The organism is Geobacillus genomosp. 3 (assembly GCF_000445995.2).
Taxonomy (GTDB): domain Bacteria; phylum Bacillota; class Bacilli; order Bacillales; family Anoxybacillaceae; genus Geobacillus.
Map to the genome: position 1 here is coordinate 107886 of NC_022080.4, position 19895 is coordinate 127780.

General features: G+C 51.4%; 19 protein-coding genes and 1 other annotated feature. All 19 genes read left to right on the plus strand.

The annotated features are described in order from the left end of the window. The first annotated feature begins 3 nt into the window (after nucleotides 1-3). The 19 genes from M493_RS00560 (at nucleotide 4) to tuf (ending at nucleotide 19641) form a co-directional block, all read left to right on the plus strand. Nucleotides 4-426, plus strand: coding sequence for a Mini-ribonuclease 3 (locus M493_RS00560; protein WP_020958342.1), 423 nt, complete (start codon nucleotides 4-6; stop codon nucleotides 424-426). Beyond that, nucleotides 426-1163 carry a 23S rRNA (guanosine(2251)-2'-O)-methyltransferase RlmB gene (gene rlmB, locus M493_RS00565; RefSeq protein WP_020958343.1) on the plus strand — a complete coding sequence of 246 codons (738 nt, stop codon included), beginning with the start codon at nucleotides 426-428 and terminating at the stop codon, nucleotides 1161-1163. The genes M493_RS00560 and rlmB overlap by 1 nt, the downstream gene beginning before the upstream one ends. A gap of 3 nt (nucleotides 1164-1166) precedes the next feature. Beyond that, on the plus strand, nucleotides 1167-1679 hold the full coding sequence (locus tag M493_RS00570) for an NYN domain-containing protein (protein WP_020958344.1): 513 nt from the start codon (nucleotides 1167-1169) through the stop codon (nucleotides 1677-1679). Between the two features lie 36 nt (nucleotides 1680-1715). After that, nucleotides 1716-2399: an RNA polymerase sporulation sigma factor SigH gene (sigH, locus tag M493_RS00575; RefSeq protein ID WP_020958345.1), complete on the plus strand. Its 684-nt coding sequence runs from the start codon at nucleotides 1716-1718 to the stop codon at nucleotides 2397-2399. 106 nt (nucleotides 2400-2505) lie between these two features. Continuing rightward, nucleotides 2506-2655, plus strand: a complete 150-nt coding sequence (gene rpmG, locus M493_RS17435; protein ID WP_071990863.1) for a 50S ribosomal protein L33 — start codon at nucleotides 2506-2508, stop codon at nucleotides 2653-2655. A gap of 40 nt (nucleotides 2656-2695) precedes the next feature. Then, nucleotides 2696-2878, plus strand: a complete 183-nt coding sequence (secE, locus tag M493_RS00580) for a preprotein translocase subunit SecE (RefSeq protein ID WP_020958346.1) — start codon at nucleotides 2696-2698, stop codon at nucleotides 2876-2878. 113 nt (nucleotides 2879-2991) lie between these two features. Next, on the plus strand, nucleotides 2992-3525 hold the full coding sequence (gene nusG, locus M493_RS00585; protein ID WP_020958347.1) for a transcription termination/antitermination protein NusG: 534 nt from the start codon (nucleotides 2992-2994) through the stop codon (nucleotides 3523-3525). A 240-nt stretch (nucleotides 3526-3765) separates the two neighbouring features. Beyond that, nucleotides 3766-4191 (plus strand): 50S ribosomal protein L11, encoded by a 426-nt coding sequence (gene rplK / locus M493_RS00590; protein WP_008882034.1) that lies wholly within the window; start codon nucleotides 3766-3768, stop codon nucleotides 4189-4191. 199 nt (nucleotides 4192-4390) lie between these two features. After that, nucleotides 4391-5092, plus strand: a complete 702-nt coding sequence (rplA, locus tag M493_RS00595; protein ID WP_020958348.1) for a 50S ribosomal protein L1 — start codon at nucleotides 4391-4393, stop codon at nucleotides 5090-5092. A 46-nt stretch (nucleotides 5093-5138) separates the two neighbouring features. After that, nucleotides 5139-5290, plus strand: a sequence feature (ribosomal protein L10 leader region). A gap of 51 nt (nucleotides 5291-5341) precedes the next feature. Next, the gene (rplJ, locus tag M493_RS00600) at nucleotides 5342-5842 is read left to right on the plus strand and encodes a 50S ribosomal protein L10 (protein ID WP_020958349.1); all 501 of its coding nucleotides are present in this window, start codon (nucleotides 5342-5344) and stop codon (nucleotides 5840-5842) included. 49 nt (nucleotides 5843-5891) lie between these two features. Further along, a complete protein-coding gene (rplL, locus tag M493_RS00605) occupies nucleotides 5892-6260 on the plus strand; it encodes a 50S ribosomal protein L7/L12 (protein ID WP_020958350.1) in 369 nt (122 codons plus the stop codon). A gap of 106 nt (nucleotides 6261-6366) precedes the next feature. After that, nucleotides 6367-6969: a class I SAM-dependent methyltransferase gene (locus M493_RS00610; RefSeq protein ID WP_020958351.1), complete on the plus strand. Its 603-nt coding sequence runs from the start codon at nucleotides 6367-6369 to the stop codon at nucleotides 6967-6969. 405 nt (nucleotides 6970-7374) lie between these two features. Further along, on the plus strand, nucleotides 7375-10947 hold the full coding sequence (rpoB, locus tag M493_RS00615) for a DNA-directed RNA polymerase subunit beta (protein WP_020958352.1): 3573 nt from the start codon (nucleotides 7375-7377) through the stop codon (nucleotides 10945-10947). Nucleotides 10948-11059: 112 nt separating this feature from the next. Further along, a complete protein-coding gene (rpoC, locus tag M493_RS00620) occupies nucleotides 11060-14659 on the plus strand; it encodes a DNA-directed RNA polymerase subunit beta' (RefSeq protein ID WP_020958353.1) in 3600 nt (1199 codons plus the stop codon). 134 nt (nucleotides 14660-14793) lie between these two features. Then, nucleotides 14794-15042: a 50S ribosomal protein L7ae-like protein gene (locus M493_RS00625; RefSeq protein WP_020958354.1), complete on the plus strand. Its 249-nt coding sequence runs from the start codon at nucleotides 14794-14796 to the stop codon at nucleotides 15040-15042. 90 nt (nucleotides 15043-15132) lie between these two features. Next, nucleotides 15133-15555: a 30S ribosomal protein S12 gene (gene rpsL, locus M493_RS00630; RefSeq protein ID WP_020958355.1), complete on the plus strand. Its 423-nt coding sequence runs from the start codon at nucleotides 15133-15135 to the stop codon at nucleotides 15553-15555. Between the two features lie 39 nt (nucleotides 15556-15594). Continuing rightward, the gene (rpsG, locus tag M493_RS00635; RefSeq protein ID WP_020958356.1) at nucleotides 15595-16065 is read left to right on the plus strand and encodes a 30S ribosomal protein S7; all 471 of its coding nucleotides are present in this window, start codon (nucleotides 15595-15597) and stop codon (nucleotides 16063-16065) included. Nucleotides 16066-16251: 186 nt separating this feature from the next. Continuing rightward, nucleotides 16252-18330 carry an elongation factor G gene (gene fusA / locus M493_RS00640; RefSeq protein WP_020958357.1) on the plus strand — a complete coding sequence of 693 codons (2079 nt, stop codon included), beginning with the start codon at nucleotides 16252-16254 and terminating at the stop codon, nucleotides 18328-18330. 123 nt (nucleotides 18331-18453) lie between these two features. After that, nucleotides 18454-19641 (plus strand): elongation factor Tu, encoded by a 1188-nt coding sequence (gene tuf, locus M493_RS00645; RefSeq protein ID WP_020958358.1) that lies wholly within the window; start codon nucleotides 18454-18456, stop codon nucleotides 19639-19641. The last annotated feature ends 254 nt before the right edge of the window (nucleotides 19642-19895 follow it).

The following is a 19895-nucleotide window of genomic DNA, read 5'->3' on the forward strand; positions in this document are numbered from 1 at the left end:
GCGATGGCACAGTTTGAGACCGTTCGTGATGTCAAACAGTTAAACGGCTTGGCGCTCGCCTATATTGGCGATGCGGTTTATGAAGTGTACGTGCGCCGCCACTTGCTGGCCATGGGGAGCGTTCGGCCTCATGAATTGCACCGGCGGGCGGTTTGCTACGTGTCAGCGCGGGCGCAGGCGAAAGTCATTTTAGCTTTGCTCGATGAAGGCGCGCTGACCGCCGAAGAGCAAGCCATCGTCCGCCGTGGCCGCAACGCCAAATCCGGCACGATCCCGAAAAACACGGATGTTCAGACGTACCGGCACAGTACAGCGTTCGAAGCGTTGATCGGCTATCATTTTTTGCAGGACAACGGCCGTCGGGTCGAGGAGCTGATCAGCCGTTCATTTGCCATTATTGAAAGGGAAGAAAGGGCGTTGGAATGATGGATTACATTATCGGCAGAAATCCGGTCATTGAAGCGCTCAAATCCGGGCGCGACATCAATAAAATTTGGATCGCCGAAGGGGCGCAGCGTCATGCCGTCGAGCCCGTCCTCGAATGGGCAAAGCGGCGGGGCGTACTCGTCCAATATGTCCCGAAGCGCAAGCTTGATCAAATGGCCGAGGGGGCGCACCAAGGGATCGTCGCTCAGGCGGCGGCGTACCGCTACTATGAGGTGGATGACTTATTCGCCCGCGCCGCTCGACGGGAAGAGGCGCCGTTTTTCCTTGTGTTGGACGAGCTCGAGGATCCCCATAATTTAGGCGCCATCATGCGGACGGCCGATGCGGTCGGAGCGCACGGTCTCATCATCCCGAAGCGGCGTTCCGTCGGGCTGACATCAACGGTTGCGAAGGCGTCCACTGGAGCGATTGAGCACGTTCCAGTCGCGCGCGTGACGAACTTGGCGCGGACGATCGACGAACTAAAAGAGCGGGGGGTTTGGATAGCCGGCACCGACGCGTCTGCCAAAGACGACTACCGTATGCTTGACGGCACGATGCCGCTGGCGCTTGTGATCGGCAGCGAAGGAAAAGGCATCAGCCGCTTAGTGCTTGAAAAGTGCGATTTTCTATTCCGGCTGCCGATGCGCGGGCATGTCACCTCGCTCAATGCGTCCGTTGCCGCCGGTCTGCTCATGTATGAGGTGTACCGGAAACGGTATCCATTAGGAGAGTAGCCGATGAACATTTTGATCGTTGACGGCTACAACATCATCGGGGCATGGCCGGCGTTGCGCCGGTTAAAAGAGGAGGGCGATCTTGCCGCGGCAAGGGATTTGCTGATTGATAAGATGGCCGATTACAAAGGGTTCACCGGGGATCATGTTGTGATCGTGTTTGATGCCCACCTCGTGCAAGGAAACGAGAAAAAGTATAAACATTACGATATCGACGTCATTTTTACAAAAGAACATGAAACAGCTGATGAACGGATTGAACGGTTGGCAAAAACGTTCATGAATGCGCGCACAAAGGTATATGTAGCGACATCTGATTATACGGAACAATGGACGGTGTTCAGCCAAGGCGCCTTGCGCAAATCGGCGCGCGAACTGCTATACGAAATCGAGACGGTCGAGCGGGACATTTCCAAAAAGCTGCGGGATATAAGATACCGCACCCCGATTTCAAAAATGCCGCTCAATGATAAAGTTGCCGAAATTTTTGAAAAATGGCGAAGAGGGCAAAAATGAGCGGTTGACGCTGTAAAAATTTGTACTGTATAATAAATGTTAGCGATTGATGCGGTCGGGGGGATCAGCGTGGGGGAATGCTTCAAAGTAGACAAGGTAAGGGACTATCAAAAGCTGGAGGATGAACAACTTGTCGCACTTGTTCATAAAGGGGATGGAGAAGCACTTGATTTTTTAATTCACAAATACCAAAACTTCGTGCGCGCCAAAGCCCGCTCATACTTTTTAGTCGGGGCTGATCGGGAAGATATCGTGCAGGAAGGGATGATCGGGCTGTATAAGGCAGTCCGTGATTTTAAAGGAGACAAGCTCTCTTCGTTTAAAGCGTTTGCAGAGCTTTGTATCACAAGGCAAATGATCACCGCCATTAAAACGGCGACCCGCCAAAAACACATTCCGCTCAATTCTTACGTTTCCTTGGACAAGCCCATTTACGATGACGAATCAGACCGGACGCTGATGGACGTGTTGTCCGGCGCGCAGGCGACAGATCCGGAAGAATTGATTGTCAACCGCGAGGAAGTCGACGATATTGAGCTGAAGATGGCAGAGCTGCTAAGCGACCTCGAGCGGAAAGTGCTTGCTCTATATTTGGATGGGCGTTCGTACCAAGAGATTTCTGAAGAGTTGAACCGCCATGTTAAATCGATCGATAACGCTTTGCAACGGGTCAAACGGAAGCTTGAGAAATATTTGGAATATCGGGAGATTAGTTTATAGGCGGCGCACCGGCCTGCGCCAAGGGCAGACGAAAACATGGCATTGACAGCAGAAACGTTGATATGATAAATTTTTATGGACATCTTACGGGAACGGTGAAATGTTTATGCGCCAAAAAGTAACGCTCGCTTGCGCGCAGTGTGGAAGCCGGAACTATACGACTACAAAACAGGCAAACCGCCTTGGTGAGCGCCTAATGGCCAATAAATTTTGCCCAACATGCAACAAACATACCGCCCATCGTGAAACAAAGTGAGCGGTGGGGACAGTTTTGAGCAATCGTGGAGGTACGAGTGATGCAGCGAGTAACCAACTTTTTTAAAGAAGTCGTACGCGAACTGAAAAAGGTAAGTTGGCCAAACAGAAAGGAGCTAGTCAACTATACGGCGGTTGTGTTGGCCACGGTGGCGTTCTTCACCATCTTTTTTGCCGTTGTTGATCTCGGCATTTCGCAGTTAATTCGCCTTGTGTTTGAATAAGCGGGCGAATGATATGCTATAATGAAAGATAATCGTACGAGTATGGAACCCGGCAACGGGTTTTTGTTTTGCGCAAAAACACAAAATGAAAACCGCCCTAGGGAGGCTCGCTGATGGAGAAAAACTGGTATGTCGTCCATACATATTCGGGATACGAAAATAAAGTGAAAGCCAATTTGGAAAAACGCGTTGAATCAATGGGGATGCAAGATAAAATTTTCCGGGTTGTCGTCCCAGAGGAGACGGAAACGGACATTAAGAATGGAAAACGGAAAACGACAAAAAGGAAAGTATTTCCTGGCTATGTGCTCGTTGAAATGGTCATGACCGATGATTCATGGTACGTCGTGCGCAACACACCGGGCGTGACCGGGTTTGTCGGTTCGAGCGGAGCCGGTTCGAAACCGACACCGCTCATGGAGGAAGAAGTAAAAATGATTTTGAAGCGGATGGGCATGCCGCTCGCTGATGTTGATGTCGACTATGAGGTCAGCGAGACGGTCCGGATTAAAGAAGGTCCGTTTGCGAATTTCACCGGAAAAATTGAAGCGATTGACCCTGATAAACATAAGGTGAAGCTGCTTGTCGACATGTTCGGGCGCGAAACGCGGATGGAGTTGGAGTTTTCGCAAATAGAAAAAATCTAATGGAAAACAACTTGCAATCACTATTGAAAAGTGATAATATTTTAAAGTCAGTATGTCTTGAGTTTTAGACAAGGCATGCAGCGATGAACTTATACGCGCTGTATAAGGGAGCAAACGTGCTTTATGCGCTGATCCTCCCGACGGAAACGGGAGATATGGAGCGGCTCTTTCTATATAGAGCCAAATGAGTGGGAGGGGCAATCCCTATTACCACATCACGGACTTAAGGAGGTGTGTCTCGTGGCGAAAAAAGTAATCAAGATCGTCAAACTGCAAATTCCTGCAGGGAAAGCGAATCCGGCGCCGCCAGTAGGTCCTGCGTTAGGTCAAGCCGGTGTTAATATTATGGCGTTTTGTAAAGAGTTTAATGCCCGTACAGCCGACCAAGCAGGGTTGATCATTCCGGTTGAAATTACGGTTTTTGAGGACCGTTCATTTACATTCATCACGAAAACGCCGCCAGCCGCTGTATTGTTGAAAAAAGCGGCCGGCATCGAATCGGGCTCCGGCGAACCGAACCGCAACAAAGTGGCGACGATCAAGCGCGACAAAGTGCGTGAGATTGCCGAGTTGAAAATGCCGGATTTGAATGCGGCGAGCATTGAAGCAGCCATGCGCATGGTTGAAGGCACGGCTCGCAGCATGGGCATCGTGATTGAAGACTAAGGCCGACGTGCTGTCCGGGGGGGTTGCGTATTCCGCAACCTCTCTCTCCATGGGCAAAAAAAGGTCTTTTATGATTGAATGAAGGACAGTCCTTTCAGAAGGCGGCTGTCTGCTGAATGGTCCACCTTCGAAAGAAGCGAAGGTTGTTTCATCGTGGGAGGTTTTTTCCGCTAAAACCACAATCGAGGAGGATTTTGAGATGCCGAAAAGAGGGAAAAAGTACTTAGAAGCGTTGAAGCTCGTTGACCGCTTCAAAGCCTATCCGGTTGCTGAAGCGATCGAGCTCGTGAAAAAAACGAACGTCGCAAAATTTGATGCGACGGTTGAAGTCGCGTTTCGTTTAGGTGTTGACCCGAAAAAAGCGGACCAACAAATTCGCGGTGCTGTCGTTCTGCCGCACGGCACAGGGAAAGTGGCGCGCGTGTTAGTGTTCGCGAAAGGGGAAAAAGCGAAAGAAGCAGAAGCAGCTGGCGCTGACTATGTTGGCGATACGGAATATATTAACAAAATCCAACAAGGATGGTTTGACTTTGACGTCGTTGTCGCTACGCCGGACATGATGGGTGAAGTCGGGAAACTCGGACGCATTTTAGGTCCGAAAGGGTTAATGCCGAACCCGAAAACCGGCACGGTCACGTTTGACGTAACGAAAGCGGTGCAAGAAATCAAAGCTGGTAAAGTAGAATACCGCGTCGACAAAGCCGGTAACATTCACGTGCCGATCGGCAAAGTATCGTTTGACAGCGAAAAGTTGGTTGAAAACTTTGCGACGGTTTACGAAGCGATTTTGAAAGCCAAACCGGCAGCGGCTAAAGGGACGTATGTCAAAAACGTGACGATTACGTCAACGATGGGCCCTGGTATTAAAGTGGACCCGACGACCGTAGCGGTTGCGCAATAACGGTTGACTTTTATCCATTAGTCTGATAAAATGCTATTTGGCTGAAAACCGAATATCATTTGTACCGTAGACAGTAGGTGCCTGCTCTAGGCTTAATTTCCTACCGAGGTATGTGGACGATAGACAATGCGCTGTTGATCGCGGTGCGTTGAACGATACCTCCATGTCTACGCGGCATGGGGGTTTTTTATTGAACGGCCAAACGGTATAAGTGGTATTCCACCATTTTCTTTGCAGGAGGTGCAGGACGTGTCGAGCGCGATTGAACTGAAAAAACAAGTGGTCGCTGAGATCGCGGAGAAATTCCGTGCCAGCAAGGCGACCGTCATCGTCGATTACCGCGGCTTAAACGTGGCGGAAATGACCGAGCTGCGCAAACAGCTGCGCGAAGCAGGCATTGAGTTCAAAGTGTACAAAAACACGATGACCCGCCGGGCGCTCGCGGAAATCGGCCTAGAAGGATTGAATGAGGTGTTTACCGGCCCGAACGCCATCGCATTCAGCAATGAAGATGTTGTAGCGCCGGCGAAAGTTTTAAGCGAGTTTGCCAAAACGCACGAGGCGTTGGAAATCAAAGGCGGCGTCATTGAAGGAAACGTCGCCAGCAAAGAAGAAATCGACGCCTTGGCGAAACTTCCGTCCCGCGAAGGGTTGCTCTCGATGTTGCTTAGCGTTCTTCAAGCCCCAATCCGCAACTTTGCGCTTGCGGTTAAGGCAGTGGCCGACAAACAAGAAGAACAAGGCGCGTAATGGCGCATATCGATGTGCATAACGAACATTACACAAGGAGGAAATGACGATGACGAAAGAACAAATCATTGAAGCAGTGAAAAATATGACGGTATTGGAATTAAATGAATTAGTCAAAGCGATTGAAGAAGAATTCGGCGTAACGGCCGCGGCTCCGGTTGTTGTTGCTGGCGGCGCAGCAGCTGGCGCTGAAGCAGCAGCTGAGAAAACAGAATTTGATGTCATCCTCGCTGATGCCGGCGCGCAAAAAATCAAAGTCATCAAAGTCGTTCGCGAAATCACTGGCCTCGGCTTGAAAGAAGCGAAAGACTTGGTTGACAACACGCCGAAACCGGTCAAAGAAGCTGTTTCGAAAGAGGAAGCTGAAGAAATTAAAGCAAAACTTGAAGAAGTTGGCGCGAAAGTTGAAGTGAAGTAATGGCGTCGCGATAAAAAAGGGGCTGACCCGGGCAAGGGGCGGCCTCTTTTTTGTTACACTATAGTAATGAAGGGTGATGATGCTTGCCAACAAAGGAGGGGTTGTTGTGAATGAACATTACTATTCGGCCAGACCGACGTCGGAGCGGAAACCGGAAACATGGACGTTTACATTGCGAGGGCACGAATTCCGCTTTACGACCGACAGTGGAGTATTCTCAAAGCGCGAGGTCGATTTCGGCACGCGTTTGCTGATTGAAACATTTCAACAACCGGACGTTGCCGGCGATTTGTTGGATGTCGGCTGTGGGTACGGGCCGATTGGGCTCGCCCTAGCCAAATCGTTTCCTGACCGCCGCATCCAGATGATCGATGTTAATGAGCGGGCGTTAGAGCTGGCGGAAGAAAACAGGCGAGCAAACGGCATCCATAATGCGATGATTTATAAAAGCGACTTGTTTTCGGAAGTTGGGGAACAGCGGTTTGCGGCGATTGTCACCAATCCGCCGATCCGGGCCGGCAAGCGGGTTGTCCATGCGATTTTTGAACAAAGTCGGGATCATCTAGTCCATAATGGGGAACTATGGGTTGTCATTCAAAAGAAACAAGGTGCTCCATCTGCGCTGCAAAAGCTGAATGAATGGTTTGCCGCTGTAGAGGTCGTCGCGAAGAAAAAAGGATATTATATCATAAAGTCGAAAAAATGTTGACACCGTTTTTTTATTGTGGTAGCATTATAAAATGCTAAATATGCACATTTCCCGTGTAAAGGGGATGACGTATAATTTTGGATACAATGGAAAAAATGATAAAATCAATAAATAGCTAAACATATGGTTTTCTACTGGATAGAAACCATTTTCTTTTTTTCTCCATCCAACGCCTGGTTTCCTCGCGCCGGGAGCATGTTGAATCCCCTTAACGAAACGGTGGTGCCACAGCCGAGCCGTTTCCGTTCGGACGGCGGGGGGGCGGCCGTATGCATGCCTAGCGCTTTGCCCCGGAATGACGGAGCGCCCAGACTGCCTTGGCGGCTATCCGGCCAGCCAGGTGGATGGACGCGATGTTCCGCTTCCGGTTTTCACTAATGTCTACATTTGAGGGGTGAATCACTCTTGACAGGCCGACTAGTTCAATACGGGCGACACCGCCAACGAAGAAGTTATGCACGCATTAGCGAAGTGCTGGAATTGCCGAACTTGATTGAAATCCAAACGTCTTCGTACCAATGGTTTCTCGATGAAGGACTGCGGGAAATGTTCAAGGAAATTTCTCCGATCGAGGACTTTTCCGGCAATCTCTCTCTTGAATTTATCGACTATAGCTTAGGAGAGCCAAAATATTCGGTTGAAGAGGCAAAAGAACGCGACGTTACATATGCGGCGCCGCTTCGCGTGAAAGTTCGCCTCATCAATAAAGAGACGGGCGAAGTGAAAGAACAAGACGTGTTCATGGGTGATTTTCCACTGATGACGGAAACGGGCACGTTTATCATCAACGGGGCGGAGCGTGTGATCGTCTCCCAGCTCGTCCGCTCGCCAAGCGTCTATTACAGTGATAAAATCGATAAAAACGGGAAACGCGGCTATTCGGCAACAGTGATTCCGAACCGCGGCGCATGGCTCGAATATGAAACCGATGCGAAAGACGTCGTTTACGTTCGTATCGACCGCACCCGTAAATTGCCTGTTACGGTGCTTCTTCGTGCGCTTGGGTTCAGCTCCGACCAAGAAATCGTCGACTTGCTTGGTGATAACGAATATTTGCGAAATACGCTTGAAAAAGATAATACCGACAGCACGGAAAAAGCGTTGATCGAAATTTATGAGCGTCTCCGCCCGGGTGAGCCGCCAACCCTAGAGAACGCAAAAAGTTTGCTTGCGTCCCGCTTTTTTGACCCGAAACGATACGATCTGGCCAGTGTAGGACGCTATAAAATCAACAAAAAACTTCATATTAAAAACCGCTTGTTTAACCAGCGGCTGGCAGAAACGATCGTCGATCCGGAAACGGGAGAAGTCATCGCTGAGGCTGGGGCCATCATCGACCGCCGGATGCTGAACCGCCTGTTGCCGTATTTGGAAAAAGGAGTCGGACTGCAGATGCACCGCCCGGCTGAAGGAGTGGCGGACGGTCCGATTGAGGTGCAGACGGTGAAAATTTACGCGCCGAATGACCCAGACAATGAAAAGGTGATCAACATCATCGGCAACGGTTTTATCGCCGAAGATGTCAAACATATTACGCCGGCGGACATCATTGCCTCGATCAGTTATTTCTTCAACTTGCTTCACGGTGTCGGCGATACGGACGACATCGACCATTTAGGCAACCGCCGTCTCCGTTCAGTCGGCGAACTGTTGCAAAACCAATTCCGCATCGGCTTGTCGCGGATGGAGCGCGTCGTGCGTGAGCGCATGTCGATCCAAGATACGAACACGATTACACCGCAGCAGCTCATCAACATTCGCCCGGTGATCGCGGCGATTAAGGAATTTTTTGGCAGCTCGCAGCTGTCGCAGTTTATGGATCAGACGAACCCGTTGGCTGAGTTGACGCATAAACGCCGCCTTTCTGCGCTTGGCCCTGGCGGATTGACGCGCGAGCGCGCCGGATTTGAAGTGCGCGATGTCCACTATTCGCATTATGGGCGGATGTGTCCGATCGAGACGCCGGAAGGCCCGAACATCGGGTTGATCAACTCATTGTCCACGTATGCGAAGGTGAACAAATTCGGTTTTATTGAAACGCCGTACCGGCGCGTTGATCCGGAGACGGGAAAAGTAACGGACCAAATCGACTATTTGACGGCCGATGAAGAAGACAATTACGTTGTGGCGCAAGCGAACGTGCCGCTTGCGGAAGACGGGACGTTCCTTGAAGAAAATGTCATCGCCCGTTTCCGCGGTGAAAACATCGTTGTGAAGCGCGACCGCGTCGACTACATGGACGTGTCGCCGAAGCAAGTTGTTTCCGCGGCGACGGCATGCATCCCGTTTTTGGAGAATGACGACTCCAACCGCGCTTTGATGGGCGCGAACATGCAGCGTCAAGCAGTGCCGCTGTTAGAACCGGAAGCGCCGATCGTCGGTACAGGAATGGAGTATGTTTCAGCGAAAGATTCGGGTGCGGCGGTTATTTGCAAGCACCGCGGCATTGTCGAACGTGTTGAGGCAAAGGAAATTTGGGTACGGCGACTCATTGAGGTCGACGGCAAAGAAGTCAAGGGTGATCTAGATAAATATCGGTTGCTGAAGTTTATTCGTTCCAACCAAGGCACTTGCTACAACCAACGGCCGATCGTGAAAAAAGGCGATATCGTCGAAAAGGGTGAAATTTTGGCTGACGGCCCGTCGATGGATAAAGGTGAACTGGCGCTTGGTCGCAATGTGCTCGTTGCCTTTATGACGTGGGACGGCTACAACTACGAAGATGCCATCATCATGAGTGAGCGCCTTGTTAAAGAAGACGTGTACACATCGGTCCACATTGAGGAATACGAGGCGGAATCGCGCGACACGAAACTCGGTCCGGAAGAAATTACGCGCGACATCCCGAACGTCGGTGAAGATGCGTTGAAAAACTTGGATGAGCGCGGCATCGTCCGCATCGGCGCCGAAGTAAAGGACGGCGACTTGCTCGTCGGCAAAGTGACGCCAAAAGGGATGACCGAATTGACGGCCGAGGAGCGGTTGCTCCATGCCATCTTTGGTGAAAAAGCGCGTGAGGTGCGCGATACGTCGCTGCGCGTCCCGCACGGCGGCGGCGGTATTGTTCTTGACGTGAAAGTATTTAACCGCGAAGATGGCGACGAACTCCCGCCAGGCGTCAACCAACTTGTCCGCGTCTACATCGTGCAGAAGCGGAAAATTTCCGAAGGTGACAAAATGGCGGGTCGCCACGGGAACAAAGGGGTTATTTCCCGTATTCTTCCAGAAGAAGATATGCCGTTCTTGCCCGATGGCACGCCGGTTGACATCATGTTAAACCCGCTCGGCGTTCCATCGCGGATGAACATCGGGCAAGTGTTTGAGCTGCATCTTGGCATGGCGGCGAGAAAACTTGGCTTGCATATCGCTTCTCCGGTCTTTGACGGAGCGACGGAGGAAGATGTTTGGAACATTCTTGAAGAAGCCGGCATGGCGCGTGATGCCAAAACCGTGCTATATGACGGGCGGACGGGTGAACCATTTGACAACCGCGTGTCGGTCGGTATTATGTATATGATTAAGCTCGCCCACATGGTTGATGACAAGCTTCATGCCCGTTCAACAGGTCCGTACTCACTCGTCACCCAGCAGCCGCTCGGCGGCAAGGCACAGTTTGGCGGCCAGCGTTTCGGCGAGATGGAGGTATGGGCGCTTGAAGCGTACGGTGCGGCATACACATTGCAAGAAATTTTGACTGTTAAATCCGACGACGTTGTCGGCCGCGTCAAAACATACGAAGCGATCGTCAAAGGGGAAAACATTCCGGAGCCGGGCGTGCCGGAGTCGTTTAAAGTGTTGATTAAGGAGCTGCAAAGTTTAGGGATGGACGTCACGATTTTGACAGGTGATGAGCAAGAAATCAACATGGAAAACTTTGACGACGACGATGACCATGCGCCGGATGCGATTATGGTCGACGTTAAGCCGATCGAGCCGGAAGAGGTTGACGAAGAAAAAGACGCGGTGACGAAAGAGTAACCGGCAATGGCGGCAAGGCGGGGAGCATTTCCCCGCCCGCGGCCATTGAAGCGAACGGTTGGCGAACAAGCCTTGGAGCAAAACCGACGGATCAAAGAGGGAGGTATACCCCTTGCTAGATGTCAATAAATTCGAGTATATGAAAATCGGGCTCGCTTCCCCGGAGAAAATTCGCTCTTGGTCGTACGGTGAAGTCAAAAAACCGGAAACGATCAACTACCGGACGTTAAAGCCGGAAAAAGACGGCCTGTTTTGTGAGCGCATTTTCGGCCCGACGAAAGACTGGGAGTGCCATTGCGGCAAATATAAGCGCGTCCGTTACAAAGGGGTTGTTTGTGACCGCTGCGGCGTCGAGGTGACGCGTTCAAAAGTCCGCCGCGAACGGATGGGTCATATCGAGCTCGCCGCTCCCGTTTCGCACATCTGGTATTTTAAAGGCATCCCGAGCCGGATGGGTCTTGTGCTTGACATGTCGCCACGGGCGCTCGAGGAAGTGATTTACTTTGCTTCTTACGTCGTCACCGACCCGGGCGATACGCCGCTTGAGAAAAAACAGTTGTTATCGGAAAAAGAATACCGCGCCTATCGCGAGAAATACGGCCAGTCGTTCCAAGCATCGATGGGGGCGGAGGCGATTAAAAAGCTTCTCCAAGACATCGACTTGGATAAAGAAGTAACTACACTGAAAGAAGAGTTGAAAACGGCGCAAGGGCAGCGGCGCGCCCGCATCATTAAACGCCTTGAAGTGCTTGAGGCGTTCCGCAGCTCGGGAAACGACCCGGCTTGGATGGTGCTCGATGTACTGCCAGTCATTCCGCCGGAACTCCGCCCGATGGTCCAACTCGATGGAGGACGGTTTGCGACATCGGACTTAAACGATTTATACCGCCGTGTGATTAACCGCAACAACCGTCTGAAACGGTTGCTTGACCTTGGCGCGCCGAACATTATCGTTCAAAACGAGAAACGGATGCTGCAAGAGGCAGTCGATGCTTTGATCGACAACGGCCGCCGCGGCCGCCCGGTCACTGGGCCGGGGAACCGCCCATTAAAGTCGCTTTCCCATATGCTGAAAGGAAAGCAAGGACGCTTCCGGCAAAACTTGCTCGGCAAACGGGTCGACTATTCCGGCCGTTCCGTCATTGTTGTCGGTCCGAACTTAAAAATGTATCAATGCGGGCTGCCGAAAGAAATGGCGCTCGAGCTGTTTAAGCCGTTCGTCATGAAGGAGCTTGTCGAGAGGGGCTTGGCGCATAACATTAAAAGCGCAAAACGGAAAATTGAACGCGTACACCCTGAGGTATGGGATGTACTTGAAGACGTCATTAAAGAGCATCCGGTGTTGTTAAACCGTGCCCCGACGCTCCACCGCCTCGGGATTCAGGCGTTTGAGCCGACGCTTGTCGAAGGCCGGGCGATCCGTCTTCATCCGCTCGTTTGTACGGCGTACAATGCGGACTTTGACGGCGACCAAATGGCGGTGCACGTGCCGCTGTCGGCCGAGGCACAGGCTGAAGCACGCTTGTTGATGCTGGCGGCGCAAAACATTTTGAACCCGAAAGATGGAAAGCCGGTCGTTACCCCTTCGCAAGACATGGTTTTAGGAAACTATTACTTGACGATGGAACGCGAGGGGGCAGTCGGCGAGGGCATGGTATTCAAGGATACGGACGAGGCGCTGCTCGCCTACCATAACGGTTATGTCCATCTCCATTCACGCATCGCTGTCCATGCCGGCTCGCTGAAAAACGAAACGTTTACCGAGGAACAAAACAACAAACTGCTGCTGACGACGGTTGGGAAGCTCATTTTCAACGAAATTTTGCCGAAGTCGTTCCCGTACATTAACGAGCCGACGACGGAAAATATCGAAGGGCGGACACCGGATAAATATTTCCTTGACAAAGGGACCGACGTGCGCGAAGAGATCCGCAAGCGCGAACTTGTGCCGCCGTTTAAGAAAAAAGTGCTTGGGCAAATTATCGCCGAAGTATTCAAGCGGTTCAAAATTACCGAAACATCAAAGATGCTCGACCGCATGAAAGATCTCGGTTTCAAATACTCAACGAAAGCCGGCATTACGATCGGCGTTGCTGATATCGTTGTTTTGCCGGAAAAACAAGAAATTTTGGATGAAGCACAAGCGAAAGTTGACACCGTTTTGAAGCAGTTCCGCCGCGGGTTGATTACCGACGAAGAGCGGTATGAACGCGTTATCTCCGTTTGGAGCGCGGCGAAAGATAAAATCCAAGATCGGTTGATGAAATCGCTCGATAAGCGCAACCCGATCTTTATGATGAGCGATTCCGGAGCGCGGGGGAACGCGTCGAACTTTACGCAGCTCGCAGGGATGCGCGGCTTGATGGCCAACCCGGCGGGCCGGATTATCGAGCTGCCGATCAAATCGTCGTTCCGCGAAGGCTTAACGGTATTGGAGTACTTCATCTCGACGCACGGCGCTCGGAAAGGGTTGGCGGATACGGCGTTGAAAACGGCCGATTCGGGCTATCTCACGAGACGTCTCGTTGACGTGGCGCAAGATGTCATCGTCCGTGAAGAAGACTGCGGCACCGACCGCGGCATTTTGGCGCGCGCGTTAACGGACGGTACGGAAGTCGTCGTCAAGCTTGAGGAACGGCTTGTCGGCCGCTATGCGCACAAAACGGTGCACCATCCGGAAACGGGCAAAGTAATCGTCCGGAAAGATGAGATGATTACTGAAGATATCGCGAATGAGATCGTCAAGGCCGGTGTTACGGAAGTATGGATTCGCTCCGTCTTTGCTTGTAACACGCGTCACGGTGTGTGCAAAAAATGTTACGGTCGCAACATGGCGACGGGCATGGACGTTGAAGTTGGCGAGGCGGTCGGTATTATCGCCGCTCAATCAATCGGCGAGCCGGGTACGCAGCTGACAATGCGGACGTTCCATACGGGCGGCGTCGCCGGGGACGATATCACCCAAGGTTTGCCGCGGGTGCAAGAGCTGTTTGAAGCGCGCAACCCGAAAGGGCAAGCGGTTATTTCAGAAATTGATGGTACGGTTGTCTCGATTAACGAAACCCGTGACCATCAGTACGAAATCGTTGTGCAAAGCGAAGTCGAGACGCGCTCGTATGTAGCCCCATACAATGCACGTCTAAAAGTCGAAGAAGGGCAGCACGTTGAACGCGGCCAGGAGTTAACGGAAGGCTCGGTTGACCCGAAACAGCTGCTGCGCGTACGAGATATTACGTCCGTTCAAGAATACTTGCTCCGTGAAGTGCAAAAGGTGTACCGGATGCAAGGGGTCGAAATTAGCGATAAGCACATTGAGGTGATGGTGCGGCAAATGCTGCGCAAAGTGCGCGTTATCGATGCCGGCGATACGGATGTGCTGCCGGGCACGCTTTTGGATGTTCACCAGTTTACGGATGTCAATACGCAGGCTATCCGCGAAGGAAAGCGGCCGGCAACAGCCCGCCCGGTGCTGCTTGGCATTACGAAAGCGTCGCTTGAAACGGATTCGTTCTTGTCGGCGGCTTCGTTCCAAGAAACGACGCGCGTCTTGACCGATGCGGCGATCAAAGGAAAACGGGACGAGTTGCTCGGCTTGAAAGAAAACGTCATTATCGGCAAACTTGTCCCGGCCGGAACAGGTATGGCCCGCTACCGCAACGTAAAGCCTGCCGTCAAGAAGGAAACGGCTGGCGATACCGTTCCGTCTAAATAAAACGAAAAAGGGCGGCCGGCTAAGTGGCTCTTGGCCGGCCCTTCCTTGATAAAAAATACAGTTGACAACGGACGGAGAAAGTGGTAGTCTAATAAAGGTGTTCCAACAACCTGGTACTTTGGAGGATATGTTACATGTCTTATGAAAAAGTATTGCAGGCTGGGAAGGTCGTCATTGGAACCAAACAAACGATAAGGGCTTTAAAGGAAGGGAAGGCAACGGAAGTGATCGTAGCCGAAGATGCCGACTTGCCAATCATCGAAAAAGTGATGGCAGCAGCCAATGAGGCGAATGTGCCAGTCACGAAAGTCGATTCAATGAAAAAACTCGGCAAGGCATGCAAGATCCAGGTCGGCGCAGCTGCGGTGGCGATTCTTCGTTGAGTGCTTCGCCTTTAAAATCTTTGTTTGCATAAACAATGAACCACCTGGATATGTGGGCTTAAACGATGCATGTGAAAGGAGGATTTTTCAATGCCTACAATTAACCAATTAGTCCGCAAAGGACGCGAGAAAAAAGTATTTAAGTCAAAATCCCCTGCATTGAACAAAGGGTACAACAGCTTCAAAAAAGAACAAACGAACGTGTCGTCTCCGCAAAAACGCGGCGTATGCACGCGTGTCGGCACAATGACGCCGAAAAAACCGAACTCGGCGCTCCGGAAGTACGCTCGTGTCCGTCTGACGAACGGGATTGAAGTGACGGCTTACATTCCGGGAATCGGCCACAACTTGCAAGAACATAGCGTCGTGCTCATTCGTGGCGGACGTGTTAAAGACTTGCCAGGGGTGCGCTACCATATCGTCCGCGGTGCATTGGATACGGCGGGCGTAGCGAACCGGATGCAAGGCCGTTCGAAATACGGCGCGAAAAAGCCAAAAGCAGCGAAAAAATAATGAATGAAAGAGGATTTTTTCCTGAAGGGAGGAAAAACTATGCCACGTAGAGGCCCTGTTGCTAAACGTGACGTATTGCCAGACCCGATTTACAATTCAAAACTTGTCACCCGTTTGATCAATAAAATGATGATTGACGGGAAAAAGTCGAAAGCACAAAAAATTCTTTACACTGCTTTTGATATTATCCGTGACCGCACGGGTAAAGACCCAATGGAAGTGTTTGAACAAGCGTTGAAAAACGTCATGCCGGTGTTGGAAGTGCGTGCTCGCCGCGTCGGTGGGGCGAACTACCAAGTTCCGGTCGAAGTCCGTCCGGATCGCCGCGTGTCCCTCGGGTTGCGCTGGCTCGTGCAATATTCCCGCCTTCGCGGTGAAAAAACGATGGAAGAACGCTTGGCGAATGAAATTATGGACGCTGCCAACAACACTGGTGCAGCGGTGAAAAAACGCGAAGATACGCATAAAATGGCTGAAGCGAACAAAGCGTTTGCTCATTACCGTTGGTAATAGGCGCTGCTCAAAGGAAATAGGTGAGAAGGCACGACTTATGTTGCCTGTTCACCTATATTCCTATATATTGTGGCCCTTTCGGCTGCGTGTATATAACTTCTCTAACACCAAAGAGGATTGCGCCATAGATGGCGACGCCATCTACTTATATTTTATTTTGTAAGGAAGGAGAAAATAACCACTATGGCAAGAGAGTTCTCCTTAGAAAACACTCGCAACATAGGGATCATGGCGCACATTGACGCCGGGAAAACGACGACGACGGAACGGATACTGTTCTACACAGGCCGCGTTCATAAAATCGGGGAAGTGCATGAAGGCGCAGCCACGATGGACTGGATGGAGCAAGAGCAGGAGCGCGGGATTACGATTACGTCGGCGGCGACAACGGCTCAATGGAAAGGCCATCGCATCAACATTATCGACACGCCGGGGCACGTCGACTTCACGGTTGAGGTTGAGCGCTCGCTGCGCGTGTTGGACGGAGCCATTACAGTCCTTGATGCCCAATCCGGTGTCGAGCCGCAAACGGAAACAGTTTGGCGTCAAGCGACTACATATGGTGTTCCGCGGATTGTATTCGTCAACAAAATGGACAAAATCGGCGCGGACTTCTTGTATGCGGTGAAAACGCTCCATGACCGTTTGCAAGCGAATGCTCATCCGGTGCAGCTGCCGATCGGCGCTGAGGACCAGTTCAACGGCATTATCGACCTCGTGGAAATGTGTGCATACCATTACCACGACGAGCTTGGCAAAAACATTGAGCGCATCGATATCCCGGAAGACTACCGCGATCTGGCTGAAGAATATCATGGCAAACTCATTGAGGCGGTTGCGGAACTCGATGAAGAGCTGATGATGAAATATTTGGAAGGGGAAGAAATTACGAAAGAAGAGCTGAAAGCTGCCATCCGTAAGGCGACGATCAGCGTTGAATTCTATCCGGTCTTCTGTGGTTCGGCTTTTAAAAACAAAGGCGTTCAGCTGCTTCTTGACGGCGTTGTTGACTACTTGCCGTCTCCGATAGACATCCCGGCCATTCGCGGCACCATTCCGGATACGGAAGAAGAAGTAACGCGTGAAGCGCGCGACGATGCTCCGTTCTCGGCGTTGGCATTCAAAATTATGACTGACCCGTACGTCGGGAAGCTGACGTTCTTCCGCGTCTACTCCGGAACGCTTGATTCCGGTTCGTACGTGATGAACTCGACGAAACGGAAGCGCGAACGGATCGGCCGCCTGCTGCAAATGCACGCGAACCACCGCCAGGAAATCTCGACGGTATATGCCGGCGACATTGCCGCGGCGGTAGGTTTAAAAGATACGACGACCGGCGATACTCTATGTGACGAGAAAAACCTTGTCATCCTAGAGTCGATGCAATTCCCAGAGCCGGTTATTTCGGTGGCGATCGAACCGAAATCGAAAGCCGACCAAGACAAGATGGGTCAGGCGTTGCAAAAACTGCAAGAAGAAGACCCGACATTCCGTGCCCATACCGATCCGGAAACAGGACAAACGATCATTTCCGGGATGGGTGAGCTGCATCTTGACATTATCGTCGACCGGATGCGCCGCGAATTCAAAGTCGAAGCGAACGTTGGTGCGCCGCAAGTCGCTTACCGTGAAACGTTCCGCAAATCGGCACAAGTCGAGGGCAAATTCATTCGTCAGTCCGGTGGGCGTGGTCAATACGGTCACGTTTGGATTGAATTCTCGCCGAACGAGCGCGGTGAAGGCTTCGAATTCGAAAATGCCATCGTCGGTGGGGTTGTTCCAAAAGAGTACGTCCCGGCCGTTCAAGCCGGACTGGAAGAAGCGATGCAAAACGGCGTCCTAGCCGGTTATCCGGTTGTGGATATTAAAGCGAAACTGTTCGACGGATCCTACCATGATGTCGACTCGAGTGAGATGGCGTTCAAAATAGCTGCTTCCTTAGCGCTGAAAAATGCAGCAACAAAATGTGACCCGGTTCTCCTTGAACCGATCATGAAAGTCGAAGTTGTCATCCCTGAGGAATACCTCGGCGACATTATGGGTGACATCACCTCTCGCCGCGGCCGTGTCGAAGGGATGGAAGCGCGCGGAAACGCCCAAGTCGTTCGCGCAATGGTGCCGCTGGCCGAAATGTTTGGCTATGCAACATCGCTCCGTTCGAACACGCAAGGGCGCGGAACGTTCTCAATGGTATTTGACCATTACGAAGAAGTTCCGAAAAACATCGCCGATGAAATTATCAAAAAAAATAAAGGCGAGTAATTGATTTCTCTTGCTAGTTTCGCTATAAATACTTATGTAAGACTTGGGAACATTTTGTTCCCAAGCATCCTATACTTACTTAACTATATCAATCCATATTTTATTTTAAGGAGGATCTTTCTCATGGCTAAAGCGAAATTTGAGCGTACGAAACCGCACGTCAACATCGGCACAATCGGCCACGTTGACCATGGGAAAACGACGTTGACAGCTGCGATCACGACTGTTCTTGCAAAACAAGGAAAAGCGGAAGCGAGAGCGTACGACCAAATCGACGCGGCTCCGGAAGAGCGTGAACGCGGAATCACGATTTCGACGGCTCACGTTGAGTATGAAACAGACAACCGTCACTATGCGCACGTTGACTGCCCGGGCCACGCTGACTACGTGAAAAACATGATCACGGGCGCGGCGCAAATGGACGGTGCGATCCTTGTTGTATCGGCTGCTGACGGCCCGATGCCGCAAACGCGTGAACACATTCTTCTCTCCCGCCAAGTCGGTGTTCCGTACATCGTTGTGTTCTTGAACAAATGCGACATGGTGGATGACGAAGAATTGCTCGAACTCGTTGAAATGGAAGTTCGCGACCTTCTCTCTGAATACGACTTCCCGGGCGACGAAGTGCCGGTCATCAAAGGTTCGGCATTAAAAGCGCTTGAAGGCGACCCGCAATGGGAAGAAAAAATCGTTGAACTGATGAACGCGGTTGACGAGTATATCCCGACTCCGCAACGCGAAGTAGACAAACCGTTCATGATGCCGGTTGAGGACGTCTTCTCGATCACGGGCCGCGGTACGGTTGCGACGGGCCGTGTTGAACGCGGTACGTTGAAAGTCGGTGATCCGGTTGAAATCATCGGTCTTTCGGATGAACCGAAAACGACGACGGTTACGGGTGTGGAAATGTTCCGCAAGCTTCTTGACCAAGCAGAAGCTGGGGACAACATCGGTGCGCTTCTCCGCGGTGTATCCCGTGACGAAGTTGAGCGCGGCCAAGTATTGGCGAAACCGGGCTCGATCACGCCGCATACGAAATTTAAAGCGCAAGTTTACGTCTTGACGAAAGAAGAAGGCGGACGCCATACTCCGTTTTTCTCGAACTACCGCCCGCAATTCTACTTCCGTACAACGGACGTAACGGGCATCATCACGCTTCCGGAAGGCGTGGAAATGGTTATGCCTGGCGATAACATTGAAATGACAGTTGAACTGATCGCCCCGATCGCGATCGAGGAAGGAACGAAATTCTCGATCCGCGAAGGCGGCCGCACGGTTGGCGCTGGTTCTGTATCGGAGATCATTGAGTAATTGTTGTGAAAAGGATGTCCATCAATCGGGCATCCTTTTTCTTTTGCTTGCCAACGTTCATTCTTAGGGGACATGTATATCAATCTTCGTGGGCCACAGCGGCCTAACGATGTATTTTTTATGGACAGCGGCTTTTCATCTTTCCTCGGCCAGGAGGTGTATTGAAAATGAGGCGGCCGCTATGTATAATGAAGAAGTGTGGGAAAAGCGAAGAAATCACTTGCAATCTCGCTTACATACGAGTATAATATCAA